Source organism: Sphingomonas sp. RIT328 (assembly GCF_000632225.1).
Lineage (GTDB): Bacteria > Pseudomonadota > Alphaproteobacteria > Sphingomonadales > Sphingomonadaceae > Sphingomonas > Sphingomonas kyungheensis.
Genome location: NZ_JFYV01000039.1, coordinates 1 through 18546 on the forward strand (window position 1 = coordinate 1; position 18546 = coordinate 18546).

21 protein-coding genes, 1 other RNA gene and 1 pseudogene are annotated in these 18546 nt (G+C 67.5%); 19 read left to right on the plus strand and 4 right to left on the minus strand.

The annotated features are described in order from the left end of the window. The 3 genes and pseudogenes from BW41_RS21380 to BW41_RS21980 all read left to right on the plus strand — a co-directional run. Positions 1–231: pseudogene (locus BW41_RS21380) on the plus strand (hypothetical protein); the annotation flags it as partial. An 82-nt stretch (positions 232–313) separates the two neighbouring features. Beyond that, positions 314–841, plus strand: coding sequence for a ferritin-like domain-containing protein (locus tag BW41_RS15445; protein WP_037535416.1), 528 nt, complete (start codon positions 314–316; stop codon positions 839–841). A 58-nt stretch (positions 842–899) separates the two neighbouring features. After that, positions 900–1031 carry a hypothetical protein gene (locus BW41_RS21980; RefSeq protein WP_268747123.1) on the plus strand — a complete coding sequence of 44 codons (132 nt, stop codon included), beginning with the start codon at positions 900–902 and terminating at the stop codon, positions 1029–1031. Between the two features lie 89 nt (positions 1032–1120). On the opposite strand, the gene BW41_RS15450 is transcribed toward BW41_RS21980, so the two are convergent. Then, a complete protein-coding gene (locus BW41_RS15450) occupies positions 1121–2341 on the minus strand; it encodes an NADP-dependent isocitrate dehydrogenase (protein ID WP_037535417.1) in 1221 nt (406 codons plus the stop codon). A 185-nt stretch (positions 2342–2526) separates the two neighbouring features. On the opposite strand from BW41_RS15450, the gene BW41_RS15455 reads away from it, so the two are divergent. Together BW41_RS15455 and BW41_RS15460 are read left to right on the plus strand one after the other, a co-directional pair. Beyond that, positions 2527–3258 (plus strand): phosphatidylserine decarboxylase, encoded by a 732-nt coding sequence (locus BW41_RS15455; RefSeq protein ID WP_037535418.1) that lies wholly within the window; start codon positions 2527–2529, stop codon positions 3256–3258. A 35-nt stretch (positions 3259–3293) separates the two neighbouring features. Continuing rightward, entirely contained in the window at positions 3294–4088 is a 795-nt protein-coding gene (locus BW41_RS15460) for a CDP-alcohol phosphatidyltransferase family protein (protein ID WP_037535433.1), read from the plus strand. Here BW41_RS15460 and BW41_RS15465 read toward each other — a convergent pair. After that, on the minus strand, positions 4030–4263 hold the full coding sequence (locus BW41_RS15465) for a hypothetical protein (RefSeq protein ID WP_037535419.1): 234 nt from the start codon (positions 4261–4263) through the stop codon (positions 4030–4032). The genes BW41_RS15460 and BW41_RS15465 overlap by 59 nt on opposite strands. Positions 4264–4593: 330 nt before the next feature. Here BW41_RS15465 and rpsB point away from each other — a divergent pair, with 330 nt between their 5' ends. The 14 genes from rpsB (at position 4594) to ffs (ending at position 17285) form a co-directional block, all read left to right on the plus strand. Next, positions 4594–5433 carry a 30S ribosomal protein S2 gene (gene rpsB, locus BW41_RS15470; protein ID WP_037535420.1) on the plus strand — a complete coding sequence of 280 codons (840 nt, stop codon included), beginning with the start codon at positions 4594–4596 and terminating at the stop codon, positions 5431–5433. A gap of 85 nt (positions 5434–5518) precedes the next feature. Further along, on the plus strand, positions 5519–6451 hold the full coding sequence (tsf, locus tag BW41_RS15475) for a translation elongation factor Ts (protein ID WP_037535421.1): 933 nt from the start codon (positions 5519–5521) through the stop codon (positions 6449–6451). 545 nt (positions 6452–6996) lie between these two features. Continuing rightward, positions 6997–7728 carry a UMP kinase gene (gene pyrH / locus BW41_RS15480; protein WP_037535422.1) on the plus strand — a complete coding sequence of 244 codons (732 nt, stop codon included), beginning with the start codon at positions 6997–6999 and terminating at the stop codon, positions 7726–7728. 3 nt (positions 7729–7731) lie between these two features. Continuing rightward, on the plus strand, positions 7732–8289 hold the full coding sequence (frr, locus tag BW41_RS15485) for a ribosome recycling factor (protein ID WP_037535423.1): 558 nt from the start codon (positions 7732–7734) through the stop codon (positions 8287–8289). A gap of 61 nt (positions 8290–8350) precedes the next feature. Beyond that, entirely contained in the window at positions 8351–9088 is a 738-nt protein-coding gene (locus BW41_RS15490; protein WP_051583542.1) for an isoprenyl transferase, read from the plus strand. Then, positions 9085–9876: a phosphatidate cytidylyltransferase gene (locus BW41_RS15495; RefSeq protein ID WP_037535424.1), complete on the plus strand. Its 792-nt coding sequence runs from the start codon at positions 9085–9087 to the stop codon at positions 9874–9876. The genes BW41_RS15490 and BW41_RS15495 overlap by 4 nt, the downstream gene beginning before the upstream one ends. A gap of 1 nt (position 9877) precedes the next feature. After that, positions 9878–11053, plus strand: a complete 1176-nt coding sequence (locus tag BW41_RS15500; protein ID WP_037535425.1) for a 1-deoxy-D-xylulose-5-phosphate reductoisomerase — start codon at positions 9878–9880, stop codon at positions 11051–11053. Positions 11054–11066: 13 nt separating this feature from the next. Next, positions 11067–12200, plus strand: a complete 1134-nt coding sequence (gene rseP / locus BW41_RS15505) for an RIP metalloprotease RseP (RefSeq protein WP_037535426.1) — start codon at positions 11067–11069, stop codon at positions 12198–12200. A 79-nt stretch (positions 12201–12279) separates the two neighbouring features. Continuing rightward, positions 12280–15132, plus strand: coding sequence for an outer membrane protein assembly factor BamA (gene bamA, locus BW41_RS15510; protein ID WP_037535427.1), 2853 nt, complete (start codon positions 12280–12282; stop codon positions 15130–15132). Then, positions 15132–15863: an OmpH family outer membrane protein gene (locus BW41_RS15515; protein WP_037535428.1), complete on the plus strand. Its 732-nt coding sequence runs from the start codon at positions 15132–15134 to the stop codon at positions 15861–15863. The genes bamA and BW41_RS15515 overlap by 1 nt, the downstream gene beginning before the upstream one ends. A gap of 11 nt (positions 15864–15874) precedes the next feature. Continuing rightward, on the plus strand, positions 15875–16357 hold the full coding sequence (fabZ, locus tag BW41_RS15520; protein WP_037535429.1) for a 3-hydroxyacyl-ACP dehydratase FabZ: 483 nt from the start codon (positions 15875–15877) through the stop codon (positions 16355–16357). A gap of 181 nt (positions 16358–16538) precedes the next feature. Beyond that, complete coding sequence (gene rpmE / locus BW41_RS15525; RefSeq protein ID WP_037535430.1) at positions 16539–16772, plus strand: 50S ribosomal protein L31; 234 nt, start codon at positions 16539–16541, stop codon at positions 16770–16772. A gap of 48 nt (positions 16773–16820) precedes the next feature. Further along, positions 16821–17141 carry a PilZ domain-containing protein gene (locus BW41_RS15530; protein WP_037535431.1) on the plus strand — a complete coding sequence of 107 codons (321 nt, stop codon included), beginning with the start codon at positions 16821–16823 and terminating at the stop codon, positions 17139–17141. 46 nt (positions 17142–17187) lie between these two features. Beyond that, positions 17188–17285, plus strand: an RNA gene (gene ffs / locus BW41_RS20710) — signal recognition particle sRNA small type. Positions 17286–17303: 18 nt separating this feature from the next. Here the strand turns inward: ffs and BW41_RS15535 are convergent. Together BW41_RS15535 and BW41_RS15540 are read right to left on the minus strand one after the other, a co-directional pair. Next, entirely contained in the window at positions 17304–18023 is a 720-nt protein-coding gene (locus BW41_RS15535; RefSeq protein ID WP_373276467.1) for a 2OG-Fe(II) oxygenase, read from the minus strand. Between the two features lie 2 nt (positions 18024–18025). Beyond that, on the minus strand, positions 18026–18546 hold a 521-nt coding region (locus tag BW41_RS15540), incomplete at its 5' end, for an RcnB family protein (RefSeq protein ID WP_037535432.1).

Below are 18546 nucleotides of genomic sequence, written 5' to 3' on the forward strand. Positions count from 1 at the left end.
TCCCCCTTTCCCTCCCATCTGGTCGAGGTGGGCGAGGCGGGCGCGATCGGCACCGATCCGACCGCGGAGGTGGCGCGCATCCTGGCGACGCGCCCGCCGGTGATCGCGGTCGGCGACATCGCCCGCAACCGCCGCCGCCCGACTGTCATCCTCGTCCGCCGGGCGCTGGCCGCGCGCTATCGACGTGTCACGAGCAACACCGGCGTCGATCTGTTCGAGCTGGCTAACTAATTCAGATCAAGACGTTTTGCTGCATCCCTGCGCAACCCCGGCCGTTGAACGCAGCGAATCACACGCAGCAGGAGGCAGGCATATGGCTTCGATCGCCCCAGACCAGAGCGTCGCGCAGGACCTGTTCGTCACCGGATTGAAGAACGCCCATGGCGTCGAGCATCAGGCGCTCGCGCTGATCGACCGTCAGCTCGATCACCTCGCCCATTATCCCGAGGTCGCCGAGCAGCTCCGCCGCCACCGGGCCGAGACCGAGCAGCAGATCCAGCGGATCGACGAGATCCTGTCGGGTTTCGACGCCCGCCCGTCGGCGATCAAGGACCTCGGCCTCAGCCTCAGCGGCAACATGGCCGCGCTCGCCCATGTCTTCGCGCCCGACGAGATCCTCAAGAACAGCTTCGCCAATTACGCCTTCGAGAATTTCGAGATCGCCAGCTACACCGGGCTGCTGACGCTCGCCGATCTCGGCGGCTTCGCCAGCCAGCAGCGGTTGCTGACCGAATCGCTCGGCGAGGAGCAGCGGATGGCGGCGTGGGTGCTCGACAGCCTGCCGGAGGTGACGCGCAAATATGCCGGGCTGCGCGCCGCGGGCGAGACCGCGAGCCACTGACGGAACGTCCCGGGCCGCCCGCGGGTTGGCCCGGATATCCGCAACCGGAGGAACGACGATGACCGATCCCGACACCGCCGCCGACCAGCCCGACGACGCGCGCGAACCGCAGGCGCCCGACGAGAGCAACGACACCGAAGAATCCGGTGCGGGTTACGGCAATCACGGCGACGTACCTGGCGGCGCCTGACCGCGTCGCGCCGACCCGATCCGCCAGGGCGGACATGAAAAGGGCCCGGAAGCATCTGCTTCCGAGCCCTTTTTCACGTCACCCGACGATCAGGCCCAATTGGCCATCTTCTGTTCGAGGTTGGCGCGCACCGCTTCGAAGAACTGCTCGGTGGTCATCCACGGCTGCTCGGGGCCGATCAGGATGGCGAGATCCTTGGTCATCTGGCCCTGCTCGACGCATTCGATGCAGACGCGCTCCAGCGTCTCGGCGAACTTGGTCACCTCCGGCGTATCGTCGAACTTGCCGCGATACTTGAGGCCGCCGGTCCAGGCGAAGATCGACGCGATCGGGTTGGTCGAGGTCGCCTTGCCCTGCTGGTGCTGGCGATAATGGCGGGTGACGGTGCCGTGCGCCGCTTCCGCCTCGACGGTCTTGCCGTCCGGAGTGAGCAGCACCGAGGTCATCAGGCCGAGGCTGCCGAACCCTTGCGCGACCTGGTCCGACTGGACGTCGCCGTCATAGTTCTTGCAGGCCCAGACGAACTCGCCGTTCCACTTCAGCGCCGATGCGACCATGTCGTCGATCAGGCGATGTTCGTAGACGATGCCGGCTTCCTTGAACTTGTCCTTGAACTCGGTCTCGAACACCTCGGCGAACAGGTCCTTGAAGCGGCCGTCATAGGCCTTGAGGATCGTGTTCTTGGTGCTGAGGTAGACCGGCCACTTAAGGTTGAGGCCGTAATGCATCGACGCGCGGGCAAAGTCGCGGATCGAATCGTCGAGATTGTACATCGCCATCGCGACGCCCGAGCTCTGGAATTCGAACACTTCGCGGTCGATCGTCTGGCCGTCGACGCCCTCGAAGACGAGGCGCAGCTTGCCGGCGCCGGGGACGAGGAAGTCGGTCGCGCGATATTGGTCGCCGAAGGCGTGGCGGCCGACGACGATCGGATGCGTCCAGCCCGGGATGAGGCGGGGGACGTTCTGGATGACGATCGGCTCGCGGAAGATCGTGCCGCCGAGGATGTTGCGGATCGTGCCGTTGGGCGACTTCCACATCTTCTTGAGGCCGAATTCCTCGACGCGCTGCTCGTCGGGGGTGATCGTCGCGCACTTGACCGCGACGCCGTGACGCTGCGTCGCCTTGGCGGCGTCGACCGTCACCTGATCCTCGGTCGCGTCGCGGTTTTCGACGCTGAGATCGTAATAGTCGAGCTCGATGTTGAGATAGGGCTTGATCAGGCGCTCACGGATCCATTCCCAGATGATCCGCGTCATCTCGTCGCCGTCGATCTCGACGATCGGGTTCTTCACCTGAATCTTGGCCATATGCGCTTCCTGTGAGGGGGATTGGCCCGTCGTCTAGGCACAAGCGGGCAGGGGATCAACCCGCGCGCGCGGCTTGGCGCGCGTGCCGCGGCAGACGCGGCGGCAGGCCGGCGGACGGTGCCGCGGGCACGACGGAGCGAGCCGGTGATTGTGTTGCATGAACGACACGGGTAAACCGCGCGGTTATGCCATCGCTTGAAAAGCCCCCGACCAGCCCGCTGCCGACGACCACGGTCAAGTGGCGCTTTCCCACCGTCCATCCCGAAGGCCACAAATATGCGGCGATCGCGCTCGGCATCACCCTGCTGGCGACGCTCGTCACCAAGGTGCTGTTCTGGCCGTTGCTCGGCGTCGTCGTCTGGGTGCTGACCTTCTTCCGCGATCCGATCCGCACCACGCCGGTCGGCGACGGTCTGATCATCGCGCCCGCCGACGGCCTCGTCACGATGATCCAGAAGGTGCCCGTGCCGCGCGAACTGGTCGGCGAGCTGGGCGAGGCGCCGCTGACCCGCGTGTCGATCTTCATGTCGGTGTTCGACGTGCACATCAACCGCACGCCGATCGCCGGGACGATCCGCCAGGTCGTCTATATCAGCGGCAAGTTCCTCAACGCCGATCTCGACAAGGCGTCCGACGAGAATGAGCGCCAGCATATCGTCGTCGAAGGCCGCGACGGGCGGCGGATTGGCTTCACCCAGATCGCCGGACTGGTGGCGCGGCGCATCGTGCCGTTCGTCAAGCCGGGCGACATGGTCGCGACCGGGCAGCGTATCGGTCTGATCCGCTTCGGCAGCCGCGTCGACGTCTTCCTCCCCGACGACATCATCCCGCAGGTGACGCTCGGCCAGCGCTCGATCGCCGGCGAGACGGTGATCGGCCGCGTCGGCGGCACACCCGTCGCCGGGATCGCGCAGTGATGGAGCCACGCGATCCGGAATCCGCCCGCGTTGCGATGCCGCGCCGCTTGCCCCGCCGCCCGCGCGGTCTGCCGCTGCGCGCGGTCGCGCCCAATGCGGTGACGGCGCTCGCGCTCTGTTCGGGTCTCAGCGGGGTGCGCTTCGCGATCGGCGGCGAATGGCAGAGCGCGGTGACGATGATCATGATCGCCGGCGTGCTCGACGGGCTCGATGGCCGCATCGCGCGGATGCTGCATGGGGAGAGCCGGTTCGGCGCGGAGCTCGATTCGCTGTCCGACGCGATATCGTTCGGCGTCGCGCCGGCGTTGATCATGTATCTGTGGGCGCTCGCCGCGCTGCCGCGGCTCGGCTGGATCAGCGCACTGATCCTCGCGGTGTTCTGCGCCCTGCGCCTCGCCCGCTTCAACGCCGCGATCGATGCCGACGACCAGCCGCATAAATCCGCCGGCTTCCTGACCGGCGTGCCCGCACCGGCGGGGGCGGGGCTGGCGATGCTGCCGCTCTATTTCTGGTTCTGGACGGACCAGCCGATCTTCGCCAACCCCTATCTCGTCGCTATGTGGGTGGCGTTCATCGCACTGCTGATGGTGTCGAGCGTCGCGACCTTCTCCTGGGGATCGCTGCGCTTGCGGCGGACGATCCGCTTCGAGGCGATCGCCGGTGTGGTGCTGCTCGGTGCGGCTCTTGTGTCGGCGCCCTGGCATACGCTGAGCGCGATCTGCGTCGTCTATCTGGCGACCATCCCGTTCAGCGTCGCCAGTTATGCCCGGGTCAGGCGGCAGCGCGCTGGCGGCGGTCTGCCGGAAGCGAGGTCGACGCCCAGCGCCTGACGGCGATGCGGCGTTCGGCCAGCGCGAGTTGCGACAGGGGCGCGAAGGCAGGCTCGATATGCCCCGAAGCGAGGCGGACGATCCGCTGCCATTGCGGCGCGATCGTCACGGCGATCACGCCGGCGGCGGTGGCGAACGCACCGGAGAATACGAGAACACTGACGACTGCAACCATCGGACCAACTCCCTGGCAGGCGCGAGCAGCCTGTGGATAACTCGCTTAACCATTGTTTAATCGGTGAGTTCCCGGCGTGTTCTGTGTTTTCCCGGTTTGGACCGCCGCATCGCAGCTAAACCAGGATAGATTCGCCGTGTCCTCGCTTCGGACGCTTTATGTTCCGGTTGCGTTCCACGAGTCAAGTGGGATGGACCATCTTGCCTTTTCGCGTCCGGGCGGCTAGGGCGCACGCCTCAACACACCGCATGGGAAGCATCATAGCCCGGTGCGTGCGACTTCGGTCCGCGTCATCCGCTTCCCAGAGGCTCAACCGGAAGGAATCATCCTATGGCGGCTCCCGTCGTCACCATGCAGCAGCTTATCGAGACCGGCGCGCACTTCGGCCACCAGACGCACCGCTGGAACCCGAAGATGAAGCCCTACATCTTCGGCGACCGTAACGGCGTCCACATCCTCGACCTGTCGCAGACCGTTCCCCTCTTCGCCCGCGCGCTCGAGTTCGTCTCGTCGTCGGTCGCCAGCGGCGGCAAGGTGCTGTTCGTCGGCACCAAGCGCCAGGCGCAGGACGCCGTCGCCGATGCGGCGCGCCGTTCGGGCCAGCATTTCGTCAACCACCGCTGGCTGGGCGGCATGCTCACCAACTGGAAGACGATCAGCAACTCGATCAAGCGCCTGAAGTCGCTGGAAGAGCAGCTGTCGGGCGACACCCACGGCCTGACCAAGAAGGAAGTGCTCCAGCTCACCCGCGAGAAGGACAAGCTCGAGCTCAGCCTCGGCGGCATCCGCGACATGGGCGGCGTGCCCGACGTCATGTTCGTGATCGACGCGAACAAGGAAGAGCTGGCGATCAAGGAAGCCAATACGCTCGGCATCCCGGTCGTCGCGATCCTCGATTCGAACGTCTCGCCCGACGGTATCGCCTTCCCGGTGCCGGCGAATGACGACGCCAGCCGCGCCATCCGCCTCTATTGCGAGGCGATCGCCATCGCCGCGACGCGCGGCAACCAGGAGCAGCAGTCGCGCCGCGGCGTCGACCTGGGTGCGCAGGACGTCGCGCCGGTCGAGGAGGCGCTGACCGTGCCGACCCCGGCGGCCGAGCCCGAGCAGCAGGGCGCCGGCACGCTCGCTGGTGCGGGCGCCGAGGCCGAGCGCCAGATCGACGCGTAACCCGCGTCGCCGAACCGTCATGCGGGCGGGGTAGGGCGACGCCCTGCCTCGCCCGTAAACACATTCAGAACAAGGAATATGCAACATGGCTGAAGTTACCGCAGCGATGGTCAAGGACCTGCGCGAGAAGAGCGGCGCGGGCATGATGGATTGCAAGAAGGCGCTCAACGAGACCGCAGGCGACATGGATGCCGCGCTGGACTGGCTGCGCACCAAGGGCCTCGCCGCCGCGCAGAAGAAGTCGAGCCGTACCGCCGCCGAAGGTCTGGTCGGCGTCGCCACCGCCGGCACCAAGGGTGCCGCGGTCGAGGTCAATTCGGAAACCGACTTCGTCGCGAAGAACGACCAGTTCCAGCAGTTCGTCCGCGAAGTGACGCAGATCGCGCTCGCCACCGGCGGTGACGTCGAGGCGCTCAAGGCCGAGGCGATGCCGTCGGGCACCACCGTCGCCGAAGTGCTCACCAACAACATCGCGACGATCGGCGAGAATCAGTCGCTGCGTCGCGCCAAGCGGCTCGAAGTGTCGCAGGGTGCGGTCGTCTCCTACGTCCACAACCAGGCGTCGCCGGGTCTCGGCAAGATCGGCGTGCTCGTCGCGCTCGAATCGGACGCGTCGGACGAAGTGCTGCAGGGTCTCGGCAAGCAGCTGGCGATGCACATCGCCGCGGCCTTCCCCAAGGCGCTGAACGAGGAAGACCTCGACGAGGCGGAGATCGAGCGCGAGCGCGCGATCGCCACCGAGAAGGCCGCCGAATCGGGCAAGCCGGCCGACATCATCGCCAAGATGGTCGAAGGCGGCATCGCCAAGTTCCGCAAGGAGCATGCGCTGGTCAGCCAGCTGTTCGTGATGGACGGCAAGACCAAGATCAGCGACGTCGTCGCCAAGGCGGCCAAGGACGCCGGCGCCTCGATCGTGCTCAAGGACTATGTCCGCTTCCAGCTCGGCGAGGGCATCGAGAAGGAAGCCTCGGACTTCGCCGCCGAGGTCGCCGCGGCGAGCGGCGTCGCCCAGAAGTAAACGCAGCGCTTCGGCGCAGTCGGCTTCGGGAGGGCGCCGCGCGGGTTCGTGCGGCGCCCTTCGTGCGTCCGGAGCCGCCGCATTCCTGCGAACGCAGGAATCCACGGTCGAGCGGAGCGAAGACGGGTCGCGAAGGGCCGCCTAGGGCTCCTGCATCGGCAGGAGCTTGTACTTTTGTGGCGAGTGCTGGAGCCCGCCCGACCGCCTCCGCGCCTCCGCGCCTCCGCGCCTCCGCGCGAATGACTAAAGGCGGCGCGATTGCGCAAGACATCTTCGCGTCCTCGCGTGATAATCGGCGTCCGGGCGTGCGGAGTGGTGGAGGCCGGAACGAGTCCGGCGTGACGGACGGGGGCTGATCCGTCACGCGCACCACGAACGGCGTCAGGAATCCGCCGCCCTGCGCAACGGCGGGTCGCCCGGCTCATCGCCCCGCTAACCGGCGCAAACATCCGCCGCCGTTTGCAACCGTAGCGCGCCGGAGGTTGCCCCACGCCGCGCGCGCGCCTAAGGTCCGGCACGCTTTCTCCCACCAGCGATAGGAACTTATGACGTTCGCGCCGCGCTTCAAACGCATCTTGTTGAAACTGTCCGGCGAAGTGCTGATGGGCGAGGGCAGTGGCCTGTCCATCGATCCCGCCGTGACCGCGCGCGTCGCCGAGGAGATCGCCGACGTCAAGGCGCAGGGCTATGAGCTCTGCATCGTCGTCGGCGGCGGCAATATCTTCCGCGGCATCTCGGGCGCGGCGCGCGGCATGGAGCGCGCGACCGGCGACTATATGGGCATGCTCGCGACGGTGATGAACGCGCTGGCGGTGCAGAATGCGCTCGAGCAGATCGGCGTCGAGACGCGCGTCCAGTCGGCGATCCCGATGGCGTCGGTGTGCGAGCCGTTCATCCGCCGCCGGGCCGAACGGCATCTCGAAAAGGGCCGCGTCGTGATCTTCGCGGCGGGTGTCGGCAGCCCGTTCTTCACCACCGATTCGGGGGCCGCGCTGCGCGCCGCCGAGATGAAGTGCGATGCCTTGTTCAAGGGCACGTCGGTCGACGGCGTCTACGATGCCGATCCCAAGAAGGTGCCGACCGCGACGCGCTACGACACGGTCAGCTATTCCAAGGTGCTGTCCGACGACCTCAAGGTCATGGACGCCAGCGCGATCGCGCTGTGCCGCGACAACAACATTCCGATCGTCGTCTTCAACATCCGCGAACACGGCAATTTCGCCGCGGTGCTCGGCGGTGATGGCGTGTCGACGGTCGTCCAGAACGAACAGGAGTAAACCATGGCAGCCTATGACAAGGCCGACCTCGAACGCCGGATGGCGGGTGCGGTCGAAGCGCTCAAGCACGATCTCAACGGCCTGCGCACCGGCCGCGCCTCGACCGCGCTGCTCGATCCGGTCACCGTGGAAGTCTACGGCAGCCACATGCCGCTGGTGCAGGTCGCCACCGTCTCGGTGCCCGAGCCGCGGATGCTGTCGGTACAGGTGTGGGACAAGTCGAACGTCGGTCCGGTCGAAAAGGCGATCCGGTCGGCGGGTCTCGGGCTCAACCCGATCAACGACGGCCAGACGCTGCGCCTGCCGATCCCCGACCTGACCGAAGAGCGTCGCAAGGAACTCGCCAAGCTCGCCAACAAATATGCCGAGGGCGCGCGCATCGCGGTGCGCAACGTCCGCCGCGACGGCATGGACGCGCTCAAGACCGACGAGAAGAAGGGCCTGTTCGGCGAGGACGAGCGCAAGCGCCACGAGACCGAGGTGCAGAAGCTGACCGACGCGACGATCGCCGATCTCGATGCCGCCGCCGCCGCCAAGGAGAAGGAAATCCTCGGCAAGTGACCGGACGCGCGTCCGGCCCCTGCCGGCGCGGGCGTTCCGCCGCGCCTCGGAAATCAGCCCCATGAGCACCGCTCCGATCCTCTCTTCCGTCCCGGTCGATGCGGCCGTGCCGCGCCATGTCGCGATCATCATGGATGGCAATGGCCGCTGGGCGAAGGCGCGCCATCTGCCGCGCGTCGCCGGGCACAAGGCGGGTGTCGAGGCGGTGCGCCGCGTCACCCGCGCGGCGCGCGCCATGGGGGTCGAGGCGCTGACGCTCTACGCCTTTTCGTCGGAGAATTGGCGCCGGCCGGAGGATGAGGTCGGCGCGCTGATGGGCCTGCTGCGGCTGTTCATCCGCAGCGATCTCGCCGAACTGGTCGAGGAGAATGTGCGGTTGCGGGTGATCGGCGACTATCGCCGCTTCGCGCCCGATCTCGTCGCCTTGGTCGACGATGCGATGGCCAAGACCGCGCACAACAGCGGCCCGATCCTGGTGATCGCGCTCAACTACGGGTCGCAGGCCGAGCTGGTCGCGGCGACGCGCCGGCTCGCCGCCCGCGCCGCGGCGGGCGAGATCGACGCCGCGGCGATCACCGCCGACGATATCGAGGCGGAGCTCGACACCGCGGCGCTGCCGCCGCTCGATCTCGTCATCCGCTCGTCGGGCGAGCAGCGGCTGTCCAATTTCCTGTTGTGGCAGGCGGCCTATGCCGAGCTGCTGTTCGTCGACACCCTCTGGCCCGATTTCACCGCCGACACGCTCGCCGAGGCGATCGCGGCGTTCGGCCAGCGCCAGCGGCGCTACGGCGGCCTGTGAGCGACGCGCCGTCCGGCAGCCGCCGATCGGAACTGGCGACGCGCACGCTGACCGGGCTGGCGCTGGTCGCGCTCGCGCTGGTCGCGCTGGCGCTCGGCGGGTTCGTCTTCTGGCTGGTCGTCGTCACCATCGGCGTGTTCATGATGGCCGAGTGGAGCGACCTCAACGGCGCCGACGCCAAGACCAAGCGGCTCGGCCAATATGTGCTGTCGGTGCCGCTGGCGATCATGTGCCCGCTCGCCGCGGGTCCGGATTTCTTCGCATTGGGGCTGCTCGCCGGCGCCTTCTTCTTCCTGACGATCATCACCCGGCGGCCGCAGCTCGGCCTCGGCATCTTCTATTGCGGCCTGCCGATCTATGCGCTGCTGCTGATCCGGCACGAGCCCGACGGGCTGCGCAACGCTTTATGGGCGCTGAGCCTCGTCTGGGCGACCGATATCGGCGCCTATTTCGCCGGGCGCAGCATCGGCGGACCCAAGCTCGCGCCGCGCGCCAGCCCCAACAAGACCTGGGCGGGGCTGATCGGCGGGATCGCGCTGGCGACGGTGCTGGCGATGACGATGGCGCAGCTCTACCGACTGCCCGGCCGGTTCGTGCTGGCGACGCCGTTGCTTGCGATCCTCGCGCAGCTCGGCGACTTGTTCGAAAGTCACCTCAAGCGCCGCGCCGGCGTCAAGGATGCGGGCAGCGTCATTCCCGGCCATGGCGGCTTTCTCGACCGGCTCGACGGTGTCGTGCCGGTGATGCCGGTCGCCGCGCTGCTCGTCGTCGTGCCGCTCGCTTTCTGACATGAAGACCATCTCCATCCTCGGTGCGACCGGCTCGGTCGGCACCTCGACGCTCGATCTCGTCGAGCGCGAACCCGATCGCTTCCGGGTGCGGGCGCTCACCGCCAATTCGGATGTCGTCGGGCTCGCCGCGGCAGCGCGGCGGACCCGCGCCGAGATCGCGGTCGTCGCCGACGAATCGTGCCTGCCCGCATTGCGCGAGGCGCTCGCCGGCACCGCGACCGAGGCGGCGGGCGGACGACAGGCGATCTGCGATGCCGCCGCCGGGGCCGACTGGACGATGGGCGCGATCGTCGGCTGCGCCGGGCTCGAGCCGGTGATGGCGGCGATCCGTCACGGCGGCACGGTGGTGCTCGCCAACAAGGAGCCGCTCGTCTCGGCGGGTGAGGTGATCCTCGCCGCCGCGGCGCAGTCGGGCGCGACGCTGCTCCCCGCCGACAGCGAGCATAATGCGATCTTCCAATGTTTCGACTTTGCGCGCCCCGAGGGCGTGCGGCGGATCATCCTCACCGCGAGCGGCGGGCCGTTCCGCGACTGGACGCGCGAGCAGATGGCGTCGGTCACCGTCGAACAGGCGGTCGCGCATCCCAATTGGTCGATGGGCGCGAAGATCAGCGTCGACAGCGCGACGATGATGAACAAGGGCCTCGAACTGATCGAGGCGGCGCGGCTGTTCCCGGTGCCGCACGAGCGGATCGAGGTGGTGATGCACCGCCAGTCGGTGATCCATTCGATGGTCGATTACGTCGACGGCTCGATGCTCGCGCAGCTCGGCCCCAGCGACATGCGCGTGCCGATCGCGCATACGCTCGCCTGGCCGCGGCGGATGGCGACGCCGATGGCGCCGCTGGATCTCGTCGCGATCGGCCGGCTCGACTTCGAGGCGTGCGATCCGGCGCGCTTCCCGGCGCTGGCGCTCGCCCGCGCGGCGCTGGAGGCGGGCGGTGCGCGCCCCGCGATCCTCAACGCCGCCAACGAGGTCGCGGTGGCGGCGTTTCTCGACCGGCGGATCGGCTTCCTCGAAATTGCCGCAATCGTCGCAGATATATTGGAGCAATATGATCCGCCGGCTCCGGACACACTGGAGGCGGTCCTCGCCATCGACGGCGCGGCGCGACGAATGGCGGACGAACGGATAACAGGTTATGGTCAGGGGCGTGTAAAGGGTCGCGCGTGAAGGATTGCCCAGCTTGATCCAGTCCCCCGGCGTTCCGATGGCGGTGCTCGCCTTTCTGTGCGCGATCGGTCCGCTCGTCTTCATCCACGAGATGGGCCATTATCTCGCCGGGCGCCTGTTCGGCGTCAAGGCGGAGGCCTTTTCGATCGGCTTCGGTCGCGAGATCGTCGGCGTCACCGATTCGCGCGGTACGCGCTGGAAATTCGGCTGGCTGCCGCTCGGCGGCTATGTCCGCTTCGCCGGCGACATGAACCCGGCGAGCCAGCCCGATGCCGCCTGGCTGGCGCTGCCCGCCGCCGAGCGCGCCCGCACCTTCCAGGCCAAGCCGCTGTGGCAGCGCGCGATCATCGTCGCCGCCGGCCCGGCGATCAATCTCATCCTCGCCGTGCTGATCCTCGCCGGCTTCGCGCATGTCTATGGCGTCGATCGCACGCCCGCGGTGATCGGGACCGTGATCGCCGGTCAGCCCGGCGCCAGGGCGGGCCTGCAACCGGGCGACCGCATCGTCGCGATCGACGGCCAGCCGATCGCGGCGTTCAGCGAGGTCGCGCGCTATGCGCTGATCCGCCCCGGCGAGGCGGTGACGCTGCGCGTCGCGCGCGGCGGGCAGACGCTGACGCGGACGCTGGCGATCGGCACCGTCCACCAGCGCGACCGGTTCGGCAATGCCTATCGCATCGGCCGGATCGGCATCGGCAGCGGCGAGCCGGTGCTCGCGCCGGTCGGGCTGATCGACGCGCCGGCGGCAGGCGTGCGGATGACCGCGGACATCATCTCGGGGACGCTCGCGACGCTCGGCCAGATCATCAGCGGGCGGCGTTCGATCGACGAACTCGGCGGGCCGATCCGCATCGCCAAGATCTCCGGCGAGCAGATGGCGCTGGGGCTGCCCGCCTTCGTCTGGCTGGTCGCGATGCTGTCGATCAATCTGGGGTTCATCAATCTGCTGCCAGTACCGATGCTCGATGGCGGCCACCTCTTCTTCTACGCGATCGAGGCGATCCGCCGGCGGCCGCTCGAACCCCAGGTGCAGGAATGGGCCTTTCGTGGCGGACTCGCCGCGGTGCTGGCGCTGATGCTGATCGTGACCTTCAATGATTTCAGTGCAGTCGGTTTGTGGCAGCGGCTGGCCGGCTTGATCGGCTGAGCGGCTTGGGGCAGGGCAGCGTCCTGCGTCCCGACGGATATTTGATCCTGACGTATTTGGGGTGGGTTGAGTGACAGCGATGAGAAGTTCCAAGTTCGCGCCGGTGAGCGCCGCATTGCTCGCCGGCACGATGCTGTCAGGCATGCCGGCGATGGCGCAGACCGCGCCCGAGCCCGCCGCGACTCCCGCTGCGCCGGCGACCGGCCAGGCGGCGACGCCGGCCCCGGCACCGACGCCTGCCCCTGCGCCGACGCCCGCAACCCGCCGCGCGCGTACCGCGACGCCGGCGACCGCCCCCGCTACCGGCGCCGCGCAGACCGCCGCGCCTGCCGCGCAGGCGAGCGCGCCCGCGCCGGTGCGGCTGATCAAGACGTTGCGCGTCGAGGGATCGCAGCGCATCGAGCCCGAGACGGTGCTCTCCTATACCAAGCTGCGCGTCGGCATTCCGTACACCGCCGAGACGCTCGATCAGGCGCTGAAGGATTTGCAGGCGTCCGACCTGTTCGTCGACTTCTCGATCGCGGGCGTCGAGACCGGCGACATCGTACTGCGCGTGCGCGAGAACCCGATCATCAACCGGGTCATCCTTGAGGGCAACAAGGCGCTCAAGAGCGACAAGATCACCAAGGAGATCAAGCTCGCCCCGCGGCAGATCTTCACCCGCACCGCGGTCCGCCAGGATGTGTCGCGGATCATCGAACTCTACCGCCGCCAGGGCCGCTTCGCCGCGGTGATCAGCCCGAAGATGGTCAGCCTCGACCAGAATCGCGTCGACGTGGTGTTCGAGATCACCGAGGGACCCAAGTCCAAGGTCCGCCAGATCAACATCATCGGCAACGCTCTGTTCAGCGATTCGAAGCTGCGCGGCGAGATGGTGACCAAGGAATCGCGCTGGTTCCGCTTGCTGTCGTCGAACACCAGCTACGATCAGGACCGGCTCAACTACGACCAGCAGAAGCTGCGGCAATTCTACCTGACCGAGGGCTATGCCGATTTCCGCGTCACCAGCGCGGTGGCGGAACTCACCCCCGACAAACGCGACTTCATCATCACCTACGTGGTTGAGGAAGGGAAGCGCTACAAGTTCGGCGACGTCACCGTCGACAGCGAGATCCGCGACTTCGACAACAAGAAGCTGGCGGCGTCGCTGCCGGTCAAGAAGGGCGACTGGTATAACGCCAAGCTGGTTGAAACCTCGATCGACCAGCTGAGCGAGGCGGCCGGGCTGTTCGGCTATGCCTTCACCGACGTGCAGCCGGACTATAACCGCGACGCCGAAACGCTGACGATGGGGATGAACTTCCACATCGCGCAGGCGCAGCGCACCTATGTTGAGCGGATCGACATCAACGGCAACACGCAGACCCAGGACAAGGTGGTCCGCCGCGAGATCCGTCTGGCGGAAGGCGACGCGTTCAACAGCTTCCAGGTCAAGCGCTCGCAGGATCGCATCAACAGCCTGGGTTTCTTCCAGGACAAGATGGAGATCAAGCAGGTCCCCGGCTCGTCCCCCGACCGCATCATCCTCGACACCACGCTGGAAGAGAAGAGCACCGGCGAGCTGCAGCTGTCGGTCGGCTATTCGAGCCTCGAACGCTTCATCATCCAGGCCAATATCACGCAGAACAACTTCCGCGGCAAAGGCCAGGTGCTGCGCGCCGGCGTCAATTACTCGACCTATTCGAAGTCGGTCGAGCTGGGCTTCACCGAGCCGTACCTGTTCGACAAGAACGTCGCGATCGGCGTCGACGTGTTCCGGCGCGACTATAATTCCTTCAACTATATCGGTACGCAGCGGCAGACGACCTATTCGCAGGTGTCGACCGGTTTCCAGGTCCGCGCCGGTGTGCCGCTGACCGAATATTGGTCGCTCGCCGGCCGCTACGGCCTGTCCTATGACGAGGTCGGACTCGACGAGGCGACCTATTTCACCGACGGCGCCTGCGATCCGCTCAAGGCCGGCCGCTATCTGTGCGAGGCGATCGGCAACCGCTGGACCTCGTCGGTCGGTTATTCGCTGATCTACGACAGCCTCAACAGCCGCCTGCGGCCGACTGCGGGCCAGCGGTTCAGCTTCAGCCAGGATTTCGCCGGGCTCGGCGGCGACGTCAAATATATCCGCACCCGCGTCGAAGGATCGAAATTCGTCAACGTCGGCTCGGGCTTCATCGGCTCGCTGGTCGGCGAGGCGGGCTATATCCATTCGCTCGAAGGCAGCCGCGGCCCCGGCGTCGACCGGATCCGCATCACCGACCGCTTCTATCTCGGCGAACCGCAGTTCCGCGGCTTCGATATCCGCGGCGTCGGCCCGCGCGTGCAGCGGCAGGCCTATACGGTCGATACGACGACGGGGAAGCAGATTCTCGTCACCGATCGCAACCAGCTGGTCGACGATGCGCTCGGCGGCCGGGCCTATTACCTCGCCCGCGCCGAGCTCGAGATTCCACTCGGCGCCGGTGCGCGCGAGCTCGGTCTGCGGCCGTCGATCTACGTCCAGGCGGGCAGCCTGTGGGGGCTGACGCGGCCGTTGCCGACCGCCAATTTCCCGACGATCACCGATGCCAACGGCAACACCACGGTGTTGCCGATCCAGCGGCTGCTGGTCGATTCGTCGGGTCGGCAATTGTATCAGGTGCCGTCCGACGCCGCGACCGGGGCAGGTACCTATACCACCTGCGCGATCGGTTATTCGGCGACGCTGGGCGGCACCTGCGCCGGCTCGTCGACCAACGCCATCTCCTATCAGGCGTCGATCTCGCCGTTCAAGGAAACCTATTACGGCAGCAGCCCGACGCCGCGCGTCAGCATCGGCATCGGCGTCAACTGGACATCGCCCTTCGGTCCGCTGCGGATCGATCTTGCCAAGGCGCTCGTCACGCAAAAGGGTGACGATCCCAAGCTTGTTACCTTCAATGTGGGGACTCAGTTCTAATGAAGACGATCACCAAGACCTCGCTGGCGGCGCTCGCCGGCGCCTCGATCGCGCTTGCCGGTGCGGCGACCGCGCAGACCGCCGGTATCGCCACCGCGCAGGCCGATGCGGCGATCTTCAGCGCCAAGGCGTTCGATGCTGCCAACCAGCAGATCTCGACCACCTACAAGGCCCAGCTCGATCAGGCTGCGGCGGCGCAGAACACGCTCAACACGCAGCTGCGCACGCTGCTCGACACCAACAAGGACGGCCAGATCAGCCAGGCCGAGGCCGCCGCGGCGGAAGGCAATGGCGCGGTCGCCAACCAGGTCCGCGCCGCGCAGGCGAAGGCGCAGCCGGCGATCGAGGCCGCGCAGGGCCCGGCGATCAAGGCGCAGGCCTATGCGCTCGAGCAGGTCACCGCCAAATATGACCCGGCGCTGCGCGCCGTCGTCGCCGCCAAGAAGATCAGCATCGTGCTCGCGCCCAATGCGATCCAATATGCGCCGCCGGCGACCGACGTGACCCGCGACATCATCGCCGAGATCGACCGCAGCACGCCGACCGTCTCGATCACCCCGCCGGCCAACTGGCAGCCGCAGCAGCAGACGGTCGAGCTGCTGCAGCAGTACCGCCAGCTCGTCTACGCCAACGCCGCGCGTCGTCAGCAGGCCGGTGCGCCCGCGCCCGCCGCCGGCACCCCGGCACCCGCCGCCGGTGCGACGCCGCGCGCGACCCCGCAGGGCCGCTGAGGCGCAACCGGGTGAGCGACGACACCGAAGCGCAGGGCCGTACCCTCGGCCCGCTCGATATCGGGCGGGTCATGGCGGCGCTGCCGCATCGCTACCCGATGCTGCTGGTCGACCGGGTCGAGGAATTGCTCCTCGACCGGTCGATCGCGGCGATCAAGGCGGTGACGATCAACGAAGGCTTCTTCCAGGGGCATTTCCCCGGACGGCCGATTATGCCGGGCGTGCTGATCGTCGAGGCGCTGGCGCAGGCGGCGGGCATCCTCGCGGTCGAAAGCCTCGGCCTCGCCGGATCGGGCAAGCTCGTCTATTTCATGGCGATCGAGGGCGCGAAGTTCCGCAAGCCGGTCGAACCCGGCGTGCTGCTGCGGCTCGAGGTCAGCTTCGTCCAGAAGCGCAGCTCGGTCTGCAAATTCGCCGGTGTCGCCCGGATCGACGGGCAGGTCGTCGCCGAGGCGAATTTCACCGCGATGATCGCCGATCCGCCTAAGGCGTAGGCGGCGAACCGGCTTTCCCCTCTGCCGTGACCCCCGAGGGGGGCAGGTGAATCCCACCTGTCCTCCGACAGGCGCGGTGCGAACGGGGAAAGCATCACGTTTTGACTTTACCGCGGCGCTCCTCTACGGGCGCCGCTTCGCAAAGGCTGGTCGGAACCAGCCACATCAGGAGCGCAGACGCGTGAAGAAAGATACCCATCCCGACTATCACATGATCAAGGTGCAGATGACCGACGGCACTGTGTTCGAGACCCGCTCCACCTGGGGCAAGGAAGGCGACACGATGCAGCTCGACATCGACCCGCTGGCGCATCCGGCATGGACCGGCGGTCGCGGCACGATGCTCGACGCGGGCGGCCAGGTCGCGCGCTTCAACAAGCGGTTCGGCGGCGGGCTCACCCTGCGCAAGAGCTAAGACACGTATTTACCCGAACATAACCATGGTCGGTTACGACCATAGGTTATGTTCGCGGCAGAGTTCGAACCTGCAGTGTCGCACGGCCGGCGTGTCGCCGAGCGCGCGCCGGTGTCGATCGACGGCGATATCGGCAAGGCGCGCCGCACCCTGTGCAAGGTGGTCGACATTTCGATCCACGGCGCCCGCCTGCTGACCTATTGCCCCCTCATCCCCCATAGCATGATCTGGCTCACCCTGCCCGGGGCGGGATCGCTTGCCGCCGAGGTGCGCTGGGCGGAGGAGTTCGCCGCCGGTTGCCGCTTCATGACGGCGCTCGATCCGGAGGTGTTCGAGCGGCTGGTCGCACTCAATCGCGCAGGGCGTTGACGTAACTCGGCTCTTGATCCCGCCCGCCGACGTCGCCATAGGCTTGCGCGGGAGTCGGGCGGACGTGGTCGTCGCCAACCCGGTCAGGTCCGGAAGGAAGCAGCCGCAACGATTTCGCCGCGGGTCGTCCCGGCTCCCACCCTCTTCATCGCTGCAAGGGCGTTACCGCTTGAGCCAGGAGCGCTCGCGGAACCATTTGGTGACGATATATTTCGTCCCCTCCACCACCGCCGTCCCCTCGTGCAGCGTCGCGGTATTGGGCGTACCGTCGGGGTTCATGTTGTTCCAGGCGAGCAGCAGCCCGCGACGCGGCGCGATCTTGAACCCGGCCTGCGGAAACCAGGTCGCACCGCCGTCCGCGACGTCGTTGAGGTAGATCATCGTCGTCCAGGTGCGCTGCCCGCCCGACGCCTGCATCTGCTGCCAATAGCTCTCGGTCTCGTGGAAATAATCGTGGTGGGCGCGGAAATGCTGGCCGGGGGCGTAGCGCTGGCCCTGCAGGGTCTCGCCGTGGTCGGCCGGCAGGCCGAGCAGCCCGGCGATCGCCTCGTCGATCGGCTGCACCTCGGGGGCGTAGCGGTTCATGTCGCAGCTTTCGCTGGTCCGGAAGCCGGGATCGGCGCGATCCGAGAGCAGCGACGAGGGCCGGCGATTGGCGTCGATCATCGCGACCAGCGTCTCACACTGCGCTGCGTCGAGGAAGTCGAGATGATAATAGATCTGGATCGCCGGCACCTCCGCGCGGGTCACCGCCGGATTGGCGTCGAGCCGCTGCGCGACGGCGACGCCGGCTTGCTGGCGGAGCGGCGAGGGGGCGGGCGCTTTCTTGCGGCGGGCGAACATGGCAGCAGAGATGCCGTCGCCCGCCGACAAAAACAACATGCTCAGTAGAAGATGTCGTACACCGTATCGATCACCTGACCGCTGCGCAGGTCGACGAGCAGCGCGTCGTCATAATAACGGACCCAGCGATAGGGGCCATAGGCTTCGGGCAGGCGATAGGCATAGGGGTCGCTGATCCAGTAGCTGCGTCCGAACAAAACCGGCGACAGCGACACGCCGACGCCGAAGCGGCGATAGCCACGCCCCCAGCCGGACGGCGCGTAATAGCGCGGCAGGCGATAGGCGCCGCGATTGCTCGCGCGATAGTCGCCCCAGTCGTAACGGCCGTCGTTGCGCCAGCCGCGGTCCCAGCCGCCCCGATCGGCGAGGCGCCGGCCGTCCTGCCAGTCGCGGCGCTGCGGACCGTCGTCGCGGCGGCGATCCCAGCCGCGATCGTCGCCGGGCCCGCGATTGGTCCAGCGCGGGCCGTCGCGGTCGGGCCCGGGGCCACGATTCGGTCCGGGGCGATCGGCGGCGGGACCGCGATCACCGCCCGGCCCGCGATCGGGGGCGGGGGGACGAT

Excerpts from the sequence above, each read along its gene's own strand:
- BW41_RS21980 (WP_268747123.1), top strand. The coding sequence starts at position 900 with ATGACCGATCCCGACACCGCCGCCGACCAGCCCGACGACGCGCGCGAA.
- BW41_RS15460 (WP_037535433.1), top strand. The coding sequence starts at position 3,294 with ATGCCGCGCCGCTTGCCCCGCCGCCCGCGCGGTCTGCCGCTGCGCGCG.
- frr (WP_037535423.1), top strand. The coding sequence starts at position 7,732 with ATGGCAGCCTATGACAAGGCCGACCTCGAACGCCGGATGGCGGGTGCG.
- BW41_RS15500 (WP_037535425.1), top strand. The coding sequence starts at position 9,878 with ATGAAGACCATCTCCATCCTCGGTGCGACCGGCTCGGTCGGCACCTCG.
- BW41_RS15535 (WP_373276467.1), bottom strand. The coding sequence starts at position 18,023 with ATGTTGTTTTTGTCGGCGGGCGACGGCATCTCTGCTGCCATGTTCGCC.
- rpsB (WP_037535420.1), top strand. The coding sequence starts at position 4,594 with ATGGCGGCTCCCGTCGTCACCATGCAGCAGCTTATCGAGACCGGCGCG.
- BW41_RS15450 (WP_037535417.1), bottom strand. The coding sequence starts at position 2,341 with ATGGCCAAGATTCAGGTGAAGAACCCGATCGTCGAGATCGACGGCGAC.
- BW41_RS15465 (WP_037535419.1), bottom strand. The coding sequence starts at position 4,263 with ATGGTTGCAGTCGTCAGTGTTCTCGTATTCTCCGGTGCGTTCGCCACC.
- BW41_RS15445 (WP_037535416.1), top strand. The coding sequence starts at position 314 with ATGGCTTCGATCGCCCCAGACCAGAGCGTCGCGCAGGACCTGTTCGTC.
- BW41_RS15490 (WP_051583542.1), top strand. The coding sequence starts at position 8,351 with ATGAGCACCGCTCCGATCCTCTCTTCCGTCCCGGTCGATGCGGCCGTG.
- BW41_RS15515 (WP_037535428.1), top strand. The coding sequence starts at position 15,132 with ATGAAGACGATCACCAAGACCTCGCTGGCGGCGCTCGCCGGCGCCTCG.
- BW41_RS15530 (WP_037535431.1), top strand. The coding sequence starts at position 16,821 with ATGTTCGCGGCAGAGTTCGAACCTGCAGTGTCGCACGGCCGGCGTGTC.
- BW41_RS15455 (WP_037535418.1), top strand. The coding sequence starts at position 2,527 with ATGCCATCGCTTGAAAAGCCCCCGACCAGCCCGCTGCCGACGACCACG.
- pyrH (WP_037535422.1), top strand. The coding sequence starts at position 6,997 with ATGACGTTCGCGCCGCGCTTCAAACGCATCTTGTTGAAACTGTCCGGC.
- tsf (WP_037535421.1), top strand. The coding sequence starts at position 5,519 with ATGGCTGAAGTTACCGCAGCGATGGTCAAGGACCTGCGCGAGAAGAGC.
- bamA (WP_037535427.1), top strand. The coding sequence starts at position 12,280 with ATGAGAAGTTCCAAGTTCGCGCCGGTGAGCGCCGCATTGCTCGCCGGC.